Source organism: Pseudomonas koreensis (genome assembly GCF_012986595.1).
GTDB lineage: Bacteria > Pseudomonadota > Gammaproteobacteria > Pseudomonadales > Pseudomonadaceae > Aquipseudomonas > Aquipseudomonas koreensis.
Genome location: NZ_JAAQYM010000004.1, coordinates 645,673 through 663,949 on the forward strand (window position 1 = coordinate 645,673; position 18,277 = coordinate 663,949).

The 18,277-nt window shown below is 60.7% G+C and carries 16 protein-coding genes; 12 read left to right on the forward strand and 4 right to left on the reverse strand.

Features of this window, described 5'->3' with window-relative positions; genetic code table 11:
• Positions 1 to 78: 78 nt before the first annotated feature.
• The 3 genes from dnaQ (at position 79) to HBN98_RS15915 (ending at position 3,963) form a co-directional block, all read left to right on the forward strand.
• Positions 79 to 837 (forward strand): DNA polymerase III subunit epsilon, encoded by a 759-nt coding sequence (gene dnaQ / locus HBN98_RS15905; RefSeq protein WP_083366135.1) that lies wholly within the window; start codon positions 79 to 81, stop codon positions 835 to 837.
• 241 nt (positions 838 to 1,078) lie between these two features.
• Positions 1,079 to 3,334, forward strand: a complete 2,256-nt coding sequence (locus HBN98_RS15910) for an Orn/Lys/Arg family decarboxylase (RefSeq protein ID WP_083366134.1) — start codon at positions 1,079 to 1,081, stop codon at positions 3,332 to 3,334.
• Positions 3,335 to 3,348: 14 nt separating this feature from the next.
• Complete coding sequence (locus tag HBN98_RS15915) at positions 3,349 to 3,963, forward strand: GNAT family N-acetyltransferase (protein ID WP_083366133.1); 615 nt, start codon at positions 3,349 to 3,351, stop codon at positions 3,961 to 3,963.
• On the opposite strand, the gene HBN98_RS15920 is transcribed toward HBN98_RS15915, so the two are convergent.
• Together HBN98_RS15920 and HBN98_RS15925 are read right to left on the reverse strand one after the other, a co-directional pair.
• Positions 3,929 to 4,822, reverse strand: a complete 894-nt coding sequence (locus HBN98_RS15920; RefSeq protein WP_083366132.1) for a LysR family transcriptional regulator — start codon at positions 4,820 to 4,822, stop codon at positions 3,929 to 3,931. The two genes, HBN98_RS15915 and HBN98_RS15920, sit on opposite strands and share 35 nt — an antisense overlap.
• 85 nt (positions 4,823 to 4,907) lie before the next feature.
• Positions 4,908 to 5,144, reverse strand: coding sequence for a hypothetical protein (locus HBN98_RS15925; RefSeq protein ID WP_064587205.1), 237 nt, complete (start codon positions 5,142 to 5,144; stop codon positions 4,908 to 4,910).
• 184 nt (positions 5,145 to 5,328) lie between these two features.
• Here HBN98_RS15925 and HBN98_RS15930 point away from each other — a divergent pair, with 184 nt between their 5' ends.
• Together HBN98_RS15930 and HBN98_RS15935 are read left to right on the forward strand one after the other, a co-directional pair.
• A complete protein-coding gene (locus tag HBN98_RS15930) occupies positions 5,329 to 5,886 on the forward strand; it encodes an NADPH-dependent FMN reductase (protein ID WP_064587207.1) in 558 nt (185 codons plus the stop codon).
• A 156-nt stretch (positions 5,887 to 6,042) separates the two neighbouring features.
• Positions 6,043 to 7,326 carry an arsenic transporter gene (locus HBN98_RS15935; protein ID WP_064587209.1) on the forward strand — a complete coding sequence of 428 codons (1,284 nt, stop codon included), beginning with the start codon at positions 6,043 to 6,045 and terminating at the stop codon, positions 7,324 to 7,326.
• A 131-nt stretch (positions 7,327 to 7,457) separates the two neighbouring features.
• Here HBN98_RS15935 and HBN98_RS15940 read toward each other — a convergent pair whose 3' ends face one another.
• Positions 7,458 to 8,408 (reverse strand): DUF1853 family protein, encoded by a 951-nt coding sequence (locus tag HBN98_RS15940; RefSeq protein WP_083366131.1) that lies wholly within the window; start codon positions 8,406 to 8,408, stop codon positions 7,458 to 7,460.
• 115 nt (positions 8,409 to 8,523) lie between these two features.
• Between HBN98_RS15940 and HBN98_RS15945 the strand changes: the two genes are divergently transcribed.
• From HBN98_RS15945 to pepN, 6 genes are read left to right on the forward strand one after another with little or no spacing between them, the layout of a single operon-like run.
• The gene (locus HBN98_RS15945) at positions 8,524 to 9,414 is read left to right on the forward strand and encodes an NAD(+) kinase (protein ID WP_003224174.1); all 891 of its coding nucleotides are present in this window, start codon (positions 8,524 to 8,526) and stop codon (positions 9,412 to 9,414) included.
• Positions 9,411 to 10,385 (forward strand): metallophosphoesterase, encoded by a 975-nt coding sequence (locus tag HBN98_RS15950; RefSeq protein WP_373293020.1) that lies wholly within the window; start codon positions 9,411 to 9,413, stop codon positions 10,383 to 10,385. The genes HBN98_RS15945 and HBN98_RS15950 overlap by 4 nt, the downstream gene beginning before the upstream one ends.
• Positions 10,382 to 11,251 carry a rhomboid family intramembrane serine protease gene (locus tag HBN98_RS15955; RefSeq protein ID WP_083366129.1) on the forward strand — a complete coding sequence of 290 codons (870 nt, stop codon included), beginning with the start codon at positions 10,382 to 10,384 and terminating at the stop codon, positions 11,249 to 11,251. Before HBN98_RS15950 ends, HBN98_RS15955 begins: the two co-directional genes overlap by 4 nt.
• Before the next feature lie 33 nt (positions 11,252 to 11,284).
• On the forward strand, positions 11,285 to 11,545 hold the full coding sequence (locus tag HBN98_RS15960; RefSeq protein WP_003224178.1) for a YeaC family protein: 261 nt from the start codon (positions 11,285 to 11,287) through the stop codon (positions 11,543 to 11,545).
• Complete coding sequence (locus tag HBN98_RS15965; protein WP_064587217.1) at positions 11,542 to 12,372, forward strand: DUF2797 domain-containing protein; 831 nt, start codon at positions 11,542 to 11,544, stop codon at positions 12,370 to 12,372. Before HBN98_RS15960 ends, HBN98_RS15965 begins: the two co-directional genes overlap by 4 nt.
• Before the next feature lie 10 nt (positions 12,373 to 12,382).
• The gene (pepN, locus tag HBN98_RS15970; protein ID WP_083366128.1) at positions 12,383 to 15,040 is read left to right on the forward strand and encodes an aminopeptidase N; all 2,658 of its coding nucleotides are present in this window, start codon (positions 12,383 to 12,385) and stop codon (positions 15,038 to 15,040) included.
• Positions 15,041 to 15,174: 134 nt separating this feature from the next.
• Here pepN and katG read toward each other — a convergent pair whose 3' ends face one another.
• The gene (gene katG, locus HBN98_RS15975; protein WP_083366127.1) at positions 15,175 to 17,445 is read right to left on the reverse strand and encodes a catalase/peroxidase HPI; all 2,271 of its coding nucleotides are present in this window, start codon (positions 17,443 to 17,445) and stop codon (positions 15,175 to 15,177) included.
• A gap of 359 nt (positions 17,446 to 17,804) precedes the next feature.
• Here katG and HBN98_RS15980 point away from each other — a divergent pair, with 359 nt between their 5' ends.
• A complete protein-coding gene (locus HBN98_RS15980) occupies positions 17,805 to 18,236 on the forward strand; it encodes a hypothetical protein (protein WP_064587223.1) in 432 nt (143 codons plus the stop codon).
• The last annotated feature ends 41 nt before the right edge of the window (positions 18,237 to 18,277 follow it).

Sequence of the window (18,277 nt, forward strand, 5' to 3'; positions counted from 1 at the left end):
TTTTAGCCGGATTTTGGAAGCAGATTTCCCTCAAGGGCTGCTACCATAGGGCTTCAAGGTCGAGGTTATTTACTCTTTATGGTTAACAGGTTAGTAGTACTCGATACCGAAACCACCGGCATGCCGGTGACCGATGGTCACCGGATCATTGAAATCGGCTGTGTCGAACTGATCGGTCGGCGCCTGACGGGCCGGCACTTTCACGTCTACCTGCAACCGGATCGCGAAAGTGACGAAGGCGCGATCGGCGTCCACGGCATCACCAACGAATTCCTCGTCGGCAAGCCGCGTTTCGCCGAGGTGGCCGACGAGTTTTTCGAGTTCATCAACGGCGCGCAGCTGATCATCCATAACGCGGCGTTCGACGTTGGCTTCATCAACAACGAATTTGCCCTGATGGGTCAGCACGATCGCGCTGACATCACCCGACACTGCACCATCCTCGACACCCTGATGATGGCCCGGGAACGTCACCCGGGGCAGCGCAACAGCCTCGACGCCTTGTGCAAACGTTATGGCGTCGACAACTCCGGCCGTGAACTGCACGGCGCCTTGCTCGACTCGGAGATTCTCGCCGACGTCTACCTGACCATGACCGGTGGCCAGACCAGCCTGTCGCTGGCCGGCAACGCCTCCGACGGCAATGGCACGGGCGAGGGCGCGGACAACTCCGCCACCGAGATCCGCCGCCTGCCGGCTGACCGCCAGCCTGCGCGGATCATTCGGGCGACGGAAGAGGAACTGGCGGCGCATATGGCGCGGCTGGAAATCATCGCCAAATCCGCCGGTGGCCCGGCGTTGTGGACGCAGATTGCCGAAGCTGACGCTCAGGCCTGATCCCCTCTGTGGCGAGGGAGCTTGCTCCCGCTTGGCTGCGAAGCAGTCATAAAACCTGAATGCACATTGCTGCTGAACGAATACCGGGGCCGCTTCGCGCCCCAGCGGGAGCAAGCTCCCTCGCCACAAAAGCCGAGTCAGGCGCATGAAGCCAACTGGCCACCCTCGCCACTTTCGCTGCAACCCTCTACCCTGAGTGCATTGGCAGACATTGATCCGCCGCCTCAGGACACTGAGCCTCATGTACAAAGATTTGAAGTTTCCGGTGTTGATCGTCCACCGCGACATCAAGGCCGACACGGTCGCCGGTGACCGTATCCGTGGCATCGCCCGGGAGTTGGAGCAGGAAGGTTTCAATATCGTTTCGGCCATCGACTACACCGAAGGGCGGTTGGTGGCGTCGACCCATCATGGTCTGGCGTGCATGCTGATCGCGGCCGAAGACGCCAGCACTAACTCGCACTTGCTGCAGAACATGGCCGAACTGATCGGCCTGGCCCGGGTGCGGGCGCCGGATCTGCCGATCTTCGCCCTGGGCGAACAGGTCACGCTGGAAAACGCCCCGGCCGATGCCATGGCCGAACTCAATCAACTGCGCGGCATTCTCTATCTGTTCGAAGACACCGTGCCGTTTCTCGCGCGGCAAGTGGCGCGGGCCGCCCGCAAGTATCTGGATGGTCTGCTGCCGCCGTTCTTCAAGGCGCTGGTACAACACACTGCCGACTCCAATTATTCCTGGCACACCCCGGGTCATGGCGGTGGTGTGGCGTATCACAAGAGTCCGGTGGGCCAGGCCTTTCACCAGTTCTTTGGTGAAAACACCCTGCGTTCGGATTTGTCGGTGTCGGTGCCGGAGCTCGGCTCGCTGCTTGATCACACCGGGCCGCTTGCCGAAGCGGAAGAACGCGCCGCGCGCAACTTCGGCGCCGATCACACGTTTTTCGTGATCAATGGCACCTCGACCGCCAACAAGATCGTCTGGCATTCGATGGTTGGTCGTGATGACTTGGTGTTGGTGGATCGCAACTGCCACAAGTCAGTGCTGCACGCGATCATCATGACCGGGGCGATCCCGTTGTATTTGTGCCCGGAGCGCAATGAACTGGGGATCATCGGCCCGATTCCGTTGAGCGAATTCAGCCGCGAATCGATTCAGGCCAAGATCGACGCCAGCCCGTTGACCAAGGACCGCGCGCCGAAAGTCAAACTGGCGGTGGTCACCAACTCGACCTACGACGGCTTGTGCTACAACGCCGAGCTGATCAAGCAAAGCCTGGGCAATAGTGTCGAAGTGCTGCATTTCGATGAGGCGTGGTACGCCTACGCGGCGTTTCACGAGTTCTTCGCCGGGCGCTACGGCATGGCCACCTCGCGCACGGCCGACAGCCCGCTGGTGTTCACCACCCACTCCACGCACAAACTGCTCGCCGCGTTCAGCCAGGCTTCGATGATTCATGTGCAGGACGGCGGCGCGCGGCAACTGGACCGTGACCGTTTCAACGAAGCGTTCATGATGCACATCTCGACCTCGCCGCAATACAGCATCATCGCCTCGCTGGACGTGGCCTCGGCCATGATGGAAGGCCCGGCCGGGCGTTCGCTGTTGCAGGAAACCTTCGACGAAGCCTTGAGTTTCCGCCGCGCGCTGGCCAATCTGCGCCAGCACATCGCCGCCGATGACTGGTGGTTCTCGATCTGGCAGCCACCCGGTGTCGAAGGCATCGACCGGGTGCAGACCGAAGACTGGCTGCTGCAACCGGACGCCGACTGGCACGGTTTCGGCGAGGTCAGCGACGACTATGTGCTGCTCGATCCGATCAAGGTGACATTGGTGATGCCCGGCCTGAATGCCGGTGGCGCGCTGAGCGAGAAGGGCATCCCGGCGGCGGTGGTCAGCAAATTCCTCTGGGAGCGCGGATTGGTGGTGGAGAAAACCGGGCTGTATTCGTTCCTGGTGCTGTTCTCGATGGGCATTACCAAGGGCAAGTGGAGCACGCTGCTCACCGAGTTGCTGGAGTTCAAACGCAGTTACGACGCCAACGTCAGTCTGGCAACTTGCCTGCCCTGCGTCGCGCAACAAGACACCGCCCGTTATCGCGGCATGGGCCTGCGTGACTTGTGCGATCAGCTGCATGCCTGTTACCGCAGCAACGCCACCGCCAAACACCTCAAGCGCATGTACACGGTGCTGCCGGAGATCGCCATGAAGCCGGCCCACGCCTACGATCATCTGGTGCGCGGCGAGGTCGAGGCGGTGCCGATCGATGAGCTGGAGGGGCGAATTGCGGCGGTGATGCTGGTGCCGTATCCACCGGGCATTCCGCTGATCATGCCCGGCGAGCGCTTTACCGAGTCGACGCGCTCGATCATCGACTACCTGAAATTTGCCCGCACGTTCGATAGCAGTTTCCCCGGTTTTGTCGCTGATGTGCATGGACTGCAACATGAAGATGAAGGCAATGGACGACAGTACACTGTCGATTGCGTGAAGGAATGAGGACTTTTCCGAGTATGCAACCGGTCATGAATCCGAAATACCCAGGGCTGTCGGTGCGCGTCGCCGACGATGGTTTTGCGGCCTACATATGGGGCAGCGATTTCAGTTTCGAGGTGGCTGCCTATGGCGCGGCGGTGGTCGGCCAGCCGGTGGCGCAGTGGGCGGTGACGCCGATTGTGCCGTACCGCAAATGCTATGGCATCGATCCCGAGGAATTCAGCAGCTACCGCGATGCTGCCGACAGCGCGATTTTCATGGCGTATCTGGACGACGAGCCGGTGGGGCATCTGGTGATCAGCACCAACTGGAACGGCTTCGCGCACATCGATGAGCTGGCGGTGCATGCCCCGGCACGACGGCACGGGGTGGCAAAAGCGTTGCTGGATGTGGCGCAGTTCTGGAGCCGCAAGAAAAAGCTGCCGGGGATCATGCTCGAAACCCAGAACAACAACCTCGGCGCCTGTCGCTTGTATGAGCGTTGCGGCTACGAGATTGGCGGCATCGACCATCTGCGTTATCGCGGCATTGATCCGAACACCGCGGAAGTTGCGCTGTTCTGGTATCGACTGTTCGATAACCCGCTGGAACACCCGCTCAACTCGCCAGCATCGCCTCGGCTTGTTCCGTGACGATCGTCAGCAGCGTCTGAATCGCTGCCGGCGTGGCGCTGTGTCGGTAGGTCAATGCATACAGACTGATCGGCACCGCCGGCGACAACGGGCAGACATCCAGTCCGCCGGCCCGTGCGCCGAGGGCGGTGAACGGGTCGACGATGGCCAGGCCTTCACCAGCCTCGACCATGCTGCGCATCATCTGGTGGGTTTGCACCCGGGTCTGGATGCTTGGCGCCGGGCGCAGGGCGTGTAGCTTGTTTTCCAGCGCCGGGCTCAACGGATCCTGACCTTCGAGGCCGACCATCGCCTGGCCGGCCAGGTCCTGCAGGGAAATGTATTTCTGCTTCGGTTGCAGCCAGCCGTGGGGCGCGAGCAGTTGCAGCTTGCCTTGGGCCAGCGGCTGGGCATGGATGTCGGGGTGTTCGGGGTCGTGCAGGCTCAGGCCCAGATCGCTCTCGCGCAGCAGCAGGCTGCGTACGATGTCAGAGGTGGCGGCACTGAGCAGGCGGCAAGGTGCGTCCGGCAAACGCCGACGTAGCAGGGCGATACTGTGTGGCAACAGGTGTTGCGCCAGCGGCGGGGTGCCGATGAGGCGCAGGGGCGGGGCGAGATATTGTTTAAGGCTGCTGGCCAGGCGTTGCACCGGCTCCAGCGCGGCATAGACGTGAGCGATCTCGACTTGCAGCGCCCGTGCTTCAGGCGTCGATTGCAGGCGGCCGCGAACGCTGGCGAACAACATGAACCCCAACTGACTCTCGGCTTCGCGCAATCGCTCTTCGACATCGGCCACCGGCAACTGCAGCCATTCGGCGGCGGTACCCAGGTGACCGGTCTGCAAGAGCGCCTGAATCACTTCGATATGACGTAAACGCATGCGTGAAGTCCATGTTCAGCAGGTGGGGTCAGTGGCTGAATCCTACCCCAAGTCTGCGCATATGACTTCTGCTCATAACGCGCGGTTATTGAGCGACGGTTGGCTCGGGTTCACGGATCAGGGTGATGTCCGACTGAACCAGCAGAAACTCATTGTCACTGAGTTTCTTGACGCGATCGCCAATCGCCAGTTTGTAGGTGGTGACAGGCTCCATGCCGGTGAGACCGTCTGCCGACGGGGTGGATTCCTGGAACTCATGCACGGAATAAACGCGGCCTTCCGCATCTCTTGCATGGAACTGACCGACGAGTACTGCTGCCATCTGCTTAGAACCTCTGGAGATAAAACGCTTGATTTGCGGCTTGGTAGACCGTCATCAAGCCCTGTAAGTTTTCCTACAGGAAAAAAAATAATCAGCGCGGGGGAATTTCCCTTGCTCGCTGGTGAAACCGTCATCGAATCATCTATAACTACAGGTTCTTCCCACGGACAGTCGAGAGTCTTCCATGAGCAATGTCTACAACGTCGCTGTAGTCGTCGGCAGCCTGCGCAAAGCATCGATCAACCGCAAAGTCGCACTGGCGCTGGCCGAGCTGGCACCGGCGAACCTGAAACTGAAGATTGTCGAAATTGGCGATCTGCCACTTTATAACGAAGACATCGACGGCGATTCACCGCCGGCAGCCTACAGCACTTTCCGCCAGGAAGTCGGCTCTTCCGACGCGGTGCTGTTCGTCACCCCGGAATATAACCGCTCGGTACCGGCGCCATTGAAGAATGCGATTGACGTGGGATCCCGGCCTTATGGCAAAAGCGTCTGGGGCGGCAAGCCGGGGGCGGTGATCAGTGTGTCGCCGGGGGCCATCGGCGGTTTCGGCGCCAACCAGCATCTGCGCCAGTCGTTCGTGTTTCTTGATGTGCCGTGCATGCAGCAGCCGGAAGCGTATCTGGGCGGCGCGGGCAATGCGTTTGACGAGGCGGGCAAGTTGAGCGAGTCGGTGAAACCTTTTCTGCAGAATTTCATCAATGCCTACGGACAATTCGTAGAGCAACACAAAAAATAAGCCATACCTGGAACACAATGTAGGAGTGAGCCTGCTCGCGATAGCGGTGTGTCAGTCCATTGATTGGTAACTGATAGTCCGCTATCGCGAGCAGGCTCACTCCTACAGTTTTTGGTGTTGGCTTCACTTCTCCATTTCAATCTAAGGCTGTCGCGAATGCTCGCTGCGTCACTCATCTTCCTGCTGACCATTACCCTTGTCATCTGGCAACCCAAAGGCCTCGGGGTCGGCTGGAGCGCGACGCTTGGCGCCGTGCTGGCGCTGATCTTCGGTGTGGTGCACCTGAGCGATATTCCGCTGGTGTGGCAGATCATCTGGAACGCCACCGGCACTTTCGTCGCGTTGATCATCATCAGCCTGTTGCTCGACGAAGCCGGTTTCTTCGCCTGGGCCGCGCTGCACGTGGCGCGCTGGGGGCGGGGCAGTGGGCGCAAGCTGTTTGCCTTCATGGTCCTGCTCGGCGCGCTGGTGTCGGCGCTGTTCGCCAATGACGGCGCGGCGCTGATCCTTACCCCGATCGTGATTTCGATGCTGTTGGCGCTGCGCTTTTCGCCGGCGGCAACCCTCGCATTCGTCATGGGCGCGGGCTTCATTGCCGACACCGCGAGCCTGCCGCTGGTGGTGTCGAACCTGGTCAACATCGTTTCGGCGGACTTCTTCCACATCGGCTTCAACCGCTATGCGGCAGTGATGGTGCCGGTCAACTTTGTCAGCGTGGCCGCAACGCTCGGCGTGCTGCTGTGGTTCTTCCGCCGCGACATTCCCAAGGCCTACGACCCCGAACAGCTCGACCCGCCGCACACGGCGATCCACGACAAAGCCACGTTCTACGCCGGTTGGGCGGTGCTGGTGATCCTGTTGATCGGCTGCTTCTTCCTTGAACAACTGGGCATCCCGATCAGCGCGATCTCGGCGGTCTGCGCCGCGCTGCTGCTGGGGATCGCCGCCCGTGGCCACAAGATTTCCACGCGCAAGGTGCTGAAAGAGGCGCCGTGGCAGATCGTGATCTTCTCCCTTGGCATGTATCTGGTGGTCTACGGCCTGCGCAATGCCGGGCTGACCAGCTACCTGGCCGGCTGGCTGGATGTGTTCGCCGGTTATGGCGTGTGGGGCGCAGCCATGGGCACCGGGGTGCTGACCGCGTTGTTGTCGTCGATCATGAACAATCTGCCGACGGTGCTGATCGGGCTGCTGTCGATCGACGCCAGTCAGGCCAGCGGTGTGGTCAAGGAAGCGATGATCTACGCCAACGTGATCGGCAGCGACCTGGGGCCGAAGATCACCCCGATCGGCAGCCTGGCGACCTTGCTCTGGCTGCATGTGCTGGCGCGCAAGGATATCCGGATTGGCTGGGGGTATTACTTCAAGGTCGGGATTGTGCTGACGGTGCCGGTGTTGTTGATTACCTTGGCGGCTTTGGCTCTGCGGTTATCCCTTTAGACCGAGTCGGCCCATTCGCGAGCAGGCTCGCTCCCACAGGGGGAGTGTGTCGCCTCTCTCTGCATTTGAAATGCAGTCCAAATGTGGGAGCGAGCCCGCTCGCGAAGAGGCCGGGTCAGGCATTGAAATTTTCAGGCCTGCCCCGGCACATTCGGCCAAAGATCCGCCACCAGAAACAACCGCTCTGCCTCTTCCCATTCCCCCTGCGCATTCTCGATCAGGCGCACCATCAGTTGCGCCGGGGCCAGCGGTTCCAGGGCGTCCAGCCACAGTTGCAGGTGTTCCGGGGTCCAGGTCTGGTCGCCCGGGTAGTGCGCCGGCGCCAGCCACGCATGGCGGGGCAGGGGTTGCCAGCGTCCGGGCGGGCGTTGGGCGACGAATGCCGGCCAGTCTTTCTGATGCAGCCAACTGCCGCGCAAGTGTTGCGGATGCGCGCCGCTCGGTGATGCAGACGTGCCGGGCCACGGATACAGCAGATAACCGCCCAGCCACAACTGCGCACTGAACACTTCAATATCCAGCTTCGCCAGCGCCGCACGGCTTTCCGGGCGCGCCGAGATCGGCAATTGATGTTCGGCCAGATGCGCCAGTTTGCGGTCCAGTCGATCATGACAGCCCGGCCCCAGCCATTGCGCCGGGTCATGGCCGTCGCCGTGCTGCGGGCCGAGGTAGAGCTTGATCGCCAGTTCCAGATGATGCACGCCGTCGCGGTCGCGCAGCAGCATGTCCAGCTCGCCGAGGGTGTGACCTTCGCGGCGGATCGGCAGGTTGGCGGCAATCAGTTCGATGCCCGGGGCATGCTCTACGGCAAACTGCCACAACCGCTCGTAATACAGGCCCAGCCGCCGGGTGCGCGCCTGGGACAACCAATGCAGCAAACCATAACTGTCGCGATCCAGTTGCCGCAGCCACTGCTCCAGGCGCTGCGGATCGCTGACCCAGTCGCTGCCGGCCAGCGGATGGCGCTGCGGCCACGGCGTTGTTGCGAGCATCGGCGGGGCGAGAATCACCCACGCCAGATCCCGCACTTCCGGATGGCGTAATTGGTGTGGCAACTGGAGCAGGTCGGGAAACAGGATCATCTTGCGAGCATAGCCTGAAACACGAGCGCGCCCTTGAGGCTGAAAGGATTTTGTCTATGGCGGGCTTTCGCCCATAATCGTGCTTTTCGCGTTTTCGATTGTCCGCAGAGGTCCCATGGAGCAATTTCGTAATATCGGCATCATCGGTCGCCTGGGCAGTTCCCAGGTGCTGGATACCGTTCGCCGACTGAAACGCTTTCTGCTCGATCGTCACCTGCACGTGATTCTCGAAGACACCATCGCTGAAGTCCTGCCGGGCCACGGCCTGCAGACCTCGTCGCGCAAGATGCTCGGCGAAGTCTGCGACATGGTCATCGTCGTCGGCGGTGACGGCAGCCTGCTTGGCGCCGCCCGGGCGCTGGCCAAACACAATATTCCGGTGCTGGGGATCAACCGTGGCAGCCTCGGCTTTCTGACCGATATTCGCCCCGATGAGCTGGAAGTCGAAGTGGCCAAGGTGCTCGACGGCCATTATCTGGTGGAAAACCGCTTCCTGCTGCAAGCCGAAGTTCGCCGGCATGCCGAGGCCATCGGCCAGGGTGATGCGCTGAACGATGTGGTGCTGCACCCGGGCAAATCGACGCGGATGATCGAGTTCGAACTGTACATCGACGGCCAGTTCGTCTGCAGCCAGAAGGCCGACGGCCTGATCGTCGCCACCCCGACCGGCTCCACGGCTTACGCGCTGTCCGCCGGCGGGCCGATCATGCATCCCAAGCTCGATGCCATTGTGATTGTGCCGATGTACCCCCATATGTTGTCGAGCCGGCCAATTGTGGTCGATGGCAACAGTGAGCTGAAAATCGTCGTGTCGAAAAACATGCAGATCTATCCGCAGGTCTCCTGCGACGGACAGAACCACTTCACCTGCGCGCCGGGCGACACCATCACCGTCAGCAAGAAAGCCCAGAAGCTGCGGCTGATTCATCCGCTCGACCACAACTATTACGAAGTCTGCCGGACCAAACTCGGCTGGGGCAGCAAGTTGGGTGGTGGAGGCGACTGATGCTCGATCCCGCGCGCAGTTATGACTTGATTGGTGACGTGCACGGATGCGCCCTGACCCTCGAACACTTGCTTGACCGACTCGGTTATCACAAGCAGGGCGGGGTCTGGCGGCATCCTTCGCGCATGGCCGTGTTCGTCGGCGACATCATTGACCGTGGCCCGCGGATCCGCGAGGCGCTGCATATAGTCCACGACATGGTCGAGGCCGGGCAGGCGCTGTGCATCATGGGCAACCACGAATTCAACGCACTGGGCTGGAGCACGCCGGCGCTTCCGGGCAGCGGCAAGCAGTTCGTCCGCGAGCACACGCCGCGCCATGCACGCCTGCTGCACGAAACCCTGACCCAGTTCGAAGACCACCCCGGCGACTGGCATGACTTCCTCAACTGGTTCTACGAGCTGCCGCTGGTGGTCGATGCCGGGCGATTCCGCGTGGTCCACGCCTGTTGGGATGCCAGCCTGATCGAGCCGTTGCGCGGGCTGTTTCCCGATGCGCGCATCGATGAACACTTTCTCCAGGCCTCGGCCGTGCCCGGCAGTTTCGCCAGCACCGTGTTCGACCGCCTGCTGCGCGGCACCGACATGCGCCTGCCGGATGGCCTGACCATGACCAGCGGCGACGGTCTGGTGCGTTCGTTCTTCCGCACCAAATTCTGGGAAGACGACCCGAAAACCTACGGCGACATCGTCTTCCAGCCGGACGCACTGCCGGAGCCGGTGGCGCAGAAGCCGCTGACCTCCAGTGAAAAAAACAACCTGCTGCGCTATGGGGCCGACGAGCCGTTGCTGTTCGTCGGCCACTATTGGCGCAGCGGCAAACCGGCCCCGATCCGCCCGAACCTCGCGTGTCTCGACTACAGCGCGGTGCTCTACGGCAAACTGGTGGCCTACCGTCTGGATCAGGAAACCCGCCTCGATCCGCATAAATTTGTCTGGGTCGATGTCGAGCGGCCGGAGGTGCTGCAATGAGTGCGGTAGCGGTATTGCGTCTGCCACTGGCGGTGGACCTGAGCGGTTTCGTCAAGCTGCTGCAACGGATGCAGGTGCCGCATCGGGTCAGCGAAGAGGCGGGCGAACAGGTGCTGTGGGCGCCGGCGGAAATCAGCGAGGACGTGCGTTCACTGTATGAGCGTTTCCCGACCGGCGATCCCGATCAGCAACTGGACATCCCGGTCGCCCCGACCTTCAAGCGTCCGAGCTTCGCCGAACAACTCAAACACGCCAAGGCCACCGGGTTGATCCTGCTGCTGAGCCTGCTGGTCGGTGGCCTGACCTATCTGGGCGATAACCTTGAGACGGTGCGCTGGCTGACCTTCCTCGACTTCCGCGTGCTCGGCGAGTACATCCAGTTCACGCCGCTGGCCGACAGTCTGGCGGCGGGGCAGTGGTGGCGGCTGTTTACGCCGATGCTGCTGCACTTCGGCATCCTCCACCTGGCCATGAACGGCATGTGGTACTGGGAGCTGGGACGGCGCATCGAGTCGCGCCAGGGCAGCATCAATCTGCTCGGCCTGACGCTGTTGTTCGGCCTGGTGTCGAACTACGCGCAGTTTGCCTGGAGCGGCCCGAGCCTGTTCGGCGGCCTTTCCGGCGTGCTCTACGGGTTGCTCGGCCATTGCTGGATCTTCCAGTTGCTGGCACCGAACCCGGCGTATCGCCTGCCGCGCGGCGTGCTGGTGATGATGCTGGTGTGGCTGGTGATTTGCATGTCCGGGCTGGTCTCGATGATCGGTTTCGGCCAGATCGCCAACGCTGCCCATGTCAGCGGGTTACTCATCGGTTGTTTCACCGGTTTGTTGGGCGGTTTGTATAACCGCCGTAAACTGGCCGCCTGAATTTTTCTGTAGATAAAGAGCACGGAGACCCAGATGTCCTCTTTTAACGACATGATCAAGAACATCACCCCGGACATCTACGAGAGCCTGAAACTGGCCGTGGAAATCGGCAAGTGGTCCGACGGTGGCAAACTCACCGCCGAACAGCGTGAGCTGTCGCTGCAGGCGATGATCGCCTGGGAAATCCAGAACCTGCCTGAAGACCAGCGCACCGGTTACATGGGCCCGCAAGAATGTGCGTCGAAATCGATCGAAGTGCCGAACATCCTGTTCAAGTCGGACGCTATCCATTGATCGAGATTGGCCGCGGTGCAATCAGCAAAATGTCGGCGCGTCTGGACGGGCCGAACGTGCAATACGCGTTTCGTCTGGATGACGTCGAGGTGCCGGTCAATCCCATGATCGGCAGCACGGTGCGTCTGGAATACCTGGGGGCAATTCATTGCACCCATTGCGGGCGCAAGACCAAAACCAGTTTCAGCCAGGGTTACTGCTACCCGTGCATGACCAAACTGGCGCAGTGCGACATCTGCATCATGAGCCCGGAACGCTGCCACTTCGAGGCCGGCACCTGCCGTGATCCAGCGTGGGGCGAGCAGTTCTGCATGACCGATCATGTGGTCTATCTGGCCAACTCGTCGGGGATCAAGGTCGGGATCACCCGCGCCACGCAACTGCCAACCCGCTGGCTGGATCAGGGCGCGAGTCAGGCACTGCCGATCATGCGCGTCGCCACGCGTCAGCAGTCGGGCTTCGTCGAAGACCTGTTCCGCAGTCAGGTGGCAGACAAGACCAACTGGCGCGCACTGCTCAAGGGCGATGCGGCAGCGGTGGATCTGGCTCAGGTCCGCGATCAGCTGTTTGAAAGCTGCGCCGAAGGCTTGCAGGGTCTGCAACAGCGATTCGGCCTACAGGCGATTCAGACGATTGCCGATGTCGAACCGCTCGAAATCCGCTATCCGGTCGAGCAATACCCGGCCAAAATCGTCAGCTTCAACCTGGACAAGAACCCGATTGCCGAAGGCACGCTGCTGGGGATCAAGGGCCAGTACCTGATCTTCGACACCGGCGTGATCAACATTCGTAAGTACACGGCCTATCAGCTCGCCGTGCATCAATAAGGATTCCAGCATGCGCACCGAACAACCGAAGATGATTTACCTGAAGGACTATCAGGCGCCCGAGTACCTGATCGACGAGACGCACCTGACCTTCGAGTTGTTCGAGGACCACAGCCTGGTCCATGCGCAACTGGTGATGCGCCGCAACCCTGAGCGCGGCGCGGGCCTGCCCCCGCTGGTGCTCGATGGCCAGCAACTGGAGCTGCTGTCGGTGACCCTGGCCGATCAGGAACTCGGCGCCGACGACTATCAACTCACGGAAAACACCCTGACCCTGCAACCGGCCAGCGCTTCCTTCACGGTCGACACCAGCGTCAGAATCCACCCGGAAACCAACACCGCGCTGGAAGGCCTGTACAAGTCCGGCACGATGTTCTGCACCCAGTGCGAAGCCGAAGGCTTCCGCAAGATCACCTATTACCTCGACCGCCCGGACGTGATGAGCAAGTTCACCACCACGGTGGTCGCCGAGCAGCACAGCTATCCGGTGCTGCTGTCCAACGGCAATCCGATTGCCTCCGGCCCGGGCGAAGACGGCCGGCACTGGGCGACCTGGGAAGACCCGTTCATGAAGCCGGCGTACCTGTTTGCGCTGGTGGCCGGTGATCTGTGGTGCGTTGAAGACACCTTCACCACTATGACCCAGCGCAACGTCGCGCTGCGCATCTACGTCGAGCCGGAAAACATCGACAAGTGCCAGCACGCGATGAACAGCCTGAAGAAGTCGATGCGCTGGGACGAAGAGGTTTACGGTCGCGAGTACGATCTGGACATCTTCATGATCGTCGCGGTGAATGACTTCAACATGGGCGCGATGGAGAACAAGGGCCTCAACATCTTCAACTCCAGCGCCGTGCTGGCCCGCGCCGAAACCGCCACCGATGCCGCGCACCAGCGGGTCGAGGCGATCGTCGCCCACGAATACTTCCACAACTGGTCGGGCAACCGCGTGACCTGCCGCGACTGGTTCCAGCTGTCGCTCAAGGAAGGCTTCACGGTATTCCGCGACGCCGGTTTCTCCTCGGACATGAACTCGGCCACGGTCAAGCGCATTCAGGACGTGGCGTACCTGCGTACCCACCAGTTCGCCGAAGATGCCGGCCCGATGGCCCACGCGGTGCGTCCGGACAGCTTCATCGAGATCTCCAACTTCTACACCCTGACCGTGTACGAAAAGGGCTCGGAAGTGGTCGGCATGATCCACACCCTGCTCGGCGCTGAAGGCTTCCGCAAAGGTAGTGACCTGTACTTCGAACGCCACGACGGCCAGGCCGTGACCTGTGACGATTTCGTCAAGGCCATGGAAGACGCCAACGGTGTCGACCTGACTCAGTTCAAGCGCTGGTACAGCCAGGCCGGCACACCGCGTCTGGCGGTGAGCGAGTCCTACGACGCGGCGGCGAACACCTACAGCCTGACCTTCCGTCAGAGCTGCCCGGAAACCCCGGACAAGGTAGAAAAACTGCCGTTCGTGATCCCGGTCGAACTCGGTCTGCTCGACAGCAAAGGCAACGAGATTGCCCTGCGTCTGTCCGGTGAAGCGTCGGCGCAAGGCACCAGCCGCGTGATCTCGGTGACCGAAGCCGAGCAGACCTTCACCTTCGTCGACATCGCCGAACACCCGCTGCCCTCGTTGCTGCGTGGCTTCTCGGCGCCGGTGAAGCTGAGCTTCCCGTACAACCGCGACCAGTTGATGTTCCTGATGCAGCACGACAGCGATGGTTTCAACCGCTGGGATGCCGGTCAGCAACTGTCGGTGCAGGTCCTGCAAGAGCTGATCGCCCAGCATCAGAAGGGCGAGAGCCTGGCGCTCGATCCGCGTCTGATCTCGGCGCTGAAAACCGTGCTGTCCGACGAGTCGCTGGATCAGGCCATGGTTGCCGAAATGCTCTCGCTGCCAAGCGAAGCCTACCTGACCGAAATCAGTGAAGTGGCGGATGTCGAAGCGATCCACAACGCTCGCGAATTTGCCCGCAAGCAACTGGCGGACAACCTGTTCGAAGCGCTGTGGCTGCGTTATCAGGCCAACCGCGACCTGTCCAGGCATACGCCGTATGTGGCCGAGGCCGAGCATTTCGCCCGGCGTGCGCTGCAGAACATTGCGCTGTCGTACCTGATGCTCAGCGGCAAGCCGGAGGTGTTGGCCGCGAGCCTTGAGCAGTTCGAAACCAGCGACAACATGACCGAGCGCCTGACTGCGCTGGCCGTACTGGTCAACTCGCCGTTCGAAGAGCAGAAAGCCCTGGCGCTGGCGAGCTTCGCCGAGCACTTCAAGGACAACCCGCTGGTCATGGATCAGTGGTTCAGCGTGCAGGCCGGCAGCACGTTGCCCGGTGGTCTGGAGCGCGTGAAAGCCTTGATGCAGCACAAGGCGTTCAACATCAAGAACCCGAACAAGGTCCGCGCACTGGTCGGCGCGTTTGCCGGGCAGAACCTGATCAACTTTCACGCCGCCGACGGTTCGGGCTATCGCTTCCTCGCGGATCTGGTGATCGAACTGAACGGTTTCAATCCGCAGATCGCTTCGCGCCAACTGGCGCCGCTGACCCGCTGGCGCAAATACGACAGCGCCCGTCAGGCGTTGATGAAAGGCGAGCTGGAGCGGATCCTGGCGTCGGGGCAGTTGTCGAGTGACGTGTACGAAGTCGTGAGCAAGAGCCTGGCGTAAAACTCGCCTGATCAATCTCTCAGGCAAACACCAAACCCCGTAGGAGCTGCGGCACGCTGCGATCTTTTGATTCTGATCTTGAAAAATCAAAGTCAAAAGATCGCAGCGTGCCGCAGCTCCTACAGGTTATTGCGTTATTTCAGGTCAAACCGATCCAGGTCCATCACCTTGGCCCACGCCGCCACGAAGTCCTTCACGAACTGATCGTTCGCATCAGCACTCGCATACACCTCGGCCAGCGCCCGCAGAATCGCGTTGGAACCAAACACCAGATCGACCCGCGTCGCCGTCCATTTCACGCTGCCGGTTTTACGCTCGCGTCCTTCGAACTCGTCCGCTGCCGGTGACGTCGGTTTCCACTCCACCCCCATGTCCAGCAGGTGGGTGAAGAAGTCATTGGTCAGCGTTTCAGGGCGAGTGGTGAACACGCCATGCCGGCTTTGTCCGACGTTGGCCCCGAGTACCCGCAGACCACCGACCAGCACGGTCATTTCCGGCGCGGAGAGGGTCAGCAGTTGCGCCTTGTCGATCAGCAGCGCTTCGGCCGACACGGTGTATTTGCCTTTGCTGTAGTTGCGGAACCCATCGGCAATCGGCTCGAGGAAACCAAACGACTCGACGTCGGTTTGTTCCTGAGTCGCATCCGTGCGCCCTGGGTTGAACGGCACAGACACCGAGTGCCCGGCGTTTTTCGCCGCTTGCTCGACCCCGGCATTACCCGCCAGTACGATCAGGTCGGCCAGCGAAACTTTCTTCCCGGATGAACCGCTATTGAACTCGTTCTGAATGCCTTCGAGGGTTTTCAGCACCTTGTCCAGTTGCTCCGGCTGGTTGGCCTGCCAGAACTTCTGCGGTGCCAGACGCAGGCGTCCGCCGTTGGCGCCGCCACGCTTGTCGGAACCGCGGAACGTCGATGCTGCAGCCCACGCGGTGGACACCAGTTGTGACACCGAGAGGCCGGACGCCAGCACTTTGCTTTTCAGCGCTGCGGCATCGTTGTTGTCGATCAGCGGGTGAGTGGCGTCAGGAATCGGGTCTTGCCACAACAGTTCCTCGTTGGGCAGTTCCGGGCCGAGGTAGCGCGACAGCGGGCCCATGTCCCGATGGATCAGCTTGTACCAGGCGCGGGCGAAGGCGTCCGCCAGTTGATCCGGGTTAGCCAGGAAGCGTCGCGCGATCGGTTCGTAGATCGGGTCGAAGCGCAGCGCCAGGTCGGAAGTAAGCATGGTCGGCGAGAGTTTCTTGCTCGGATCATGTGCATGCGGCACGGTGCCAGCCCCGGCGCCGTTTTTCGGTTTCCACTGGTGCGCACCGGCCGGGCTCTTGAACAGTTCCCACTCGAAGCCGAACAGGTTTTCCAGGTAATTGTTGCTCCACTGGGTCGGGGTGGTGGTCCAGGTCACTTCGAGGCCGCTGGTGATGGTGTCGGCGCCCTTGCCGGTGCCGAATGCATTACGCCAGCCGAGGCCTTGTTCCTCCAGCCCGGCCGCTTCCGGCTCAGGCCCGACATTGTCGGCAGGGCCGGCGCCGTGGGTCTTGCCGAAGGCGTGACCACCCGCGATCAGGGCCACGGTTTCTTCGTCGTTCATGGCCATGCGGCCGAAGGTTTCGCGGATGTCGCGGCCCGATGCGACCGGATCGGGATTGCCTTCAGGGCCTTCCGGGTTCACATAAATCAGGCCCATCTGCACGGCGGCCAACGGGTTTTCCAGATTGCGTTCGCCCTGATCGGTGCGACTTTCCTCTTTGCCATGCAGATCCGGTTCGGCCACCAGCGTGCCGTCACCGGGTTCCTGCATGGCCGATTTGTCTTTGCCGTAACGGCTGTCGCCGCCCAGCCATTCGTGCTCCGAACCCCAATACACGTCTTCATCCGGCTCCCACACATCGGGGCGGCCGCCGGAGAAACCGAAGGTCTTGAAGCCCATCGATTCCAGTGCGACGTTGCCGGTGAGGACGATCAGGTCGGCCCAGGAAATGTTTCGTCCGTATTTCTGTTTGATCGGCCACAGCAGGCGCCGCGCCTTGTCGAGGCTGACGTTGTCCGGCCAGCTGTTGAGCGGGGCGAAACGCTGTTGCCCGGACCCGGCGCCCCCACGGCCATCGGCGGTGCGATAGGTGCCGGCGCTGTGCCAGGCCATGCGGACAAACAGTGGACCGTAGTGGCCGAAGTCGGCCGGCCACCAGTCCTGGGAGTCGGTCATCAGTGCGCGCAGGTCTTGTTTCAGCGCCTGGAAGTCCAGGCTTTTGAAGGCTTTGGCGTAGTCGAAGTCCTTGCCCAGCGGATCGGACTTGGGCGAGTGCTGGCTGAGGATCTTCAGGTTCAGTTGATTCGGCCACCAGTCACGGTTCGTCGTACCACCACCGGCGGCGTGGTTGAACGGGCATTTCGATTCGTTTGCCATGTTCGGGTCCTTATCAGGTCTTCTACGGCCGGCTCGTGCCGACTTCGGACTAGTAAGGCTAGACCCGAGTCGGGCAGTCAGCTAATAGGCCGACTATTGGGGCGTGATAGGCGCAGTCTTTCGAGAGATTGGTAACGCGCGTCGATTCCATAGCTGCTTGATACTTTGCCGAAAACTGGTTTGGTATCGCCGTCAATAATTTTAAATATTGAAATTTTTATTTCGAATTCAACTAACGACCTGTCAGATATGACAGTAGCGCAAGACGTAATGGCGCTTTAGCTTTTTAGGAGGAAGCAACGGCCTAAAGGTTTTCGAGAGCCAATCACCACTATCAATCTATTTTGGAATGCATCCAGATGAACAAATCAATCAATACAAAAGAGCAACTCGATGCGCTGTTGCAGGAGGTTGGTCAAGGCTCTAATGGTGATTTCTATGCATCTATTGGTGGAAGAAGTTTTGTGTCGGCGACGAAGGAGAATGCGATTTTTTATATAGCAAGAAATGATTTTATGATTATTGGAGTTGATGACAACAAAAAAAGCCATGTTGCTTTCTGCGTTCCAAAGAGCCTGGTTGGGGACGGCCCTCATGATGTGGCGTGGTACAAAGGTGACTTGACTTGGACCGCTGAAGACAATGGCAATTATCAACTTATTAAATCAGGGCGGGCAACGCTGACATTCTTGAAAAAGGAACATGAACGAATCGGCGCTACCGGTAAGATCTATTTTGTTTTGCCTGATGGAAGGGAAATAGAGGGGGATTTCAACATCAAACTTGTTTAGCAAATGTAAAGGGACGGATCCGTCCAATCCGCCCCTTCCCT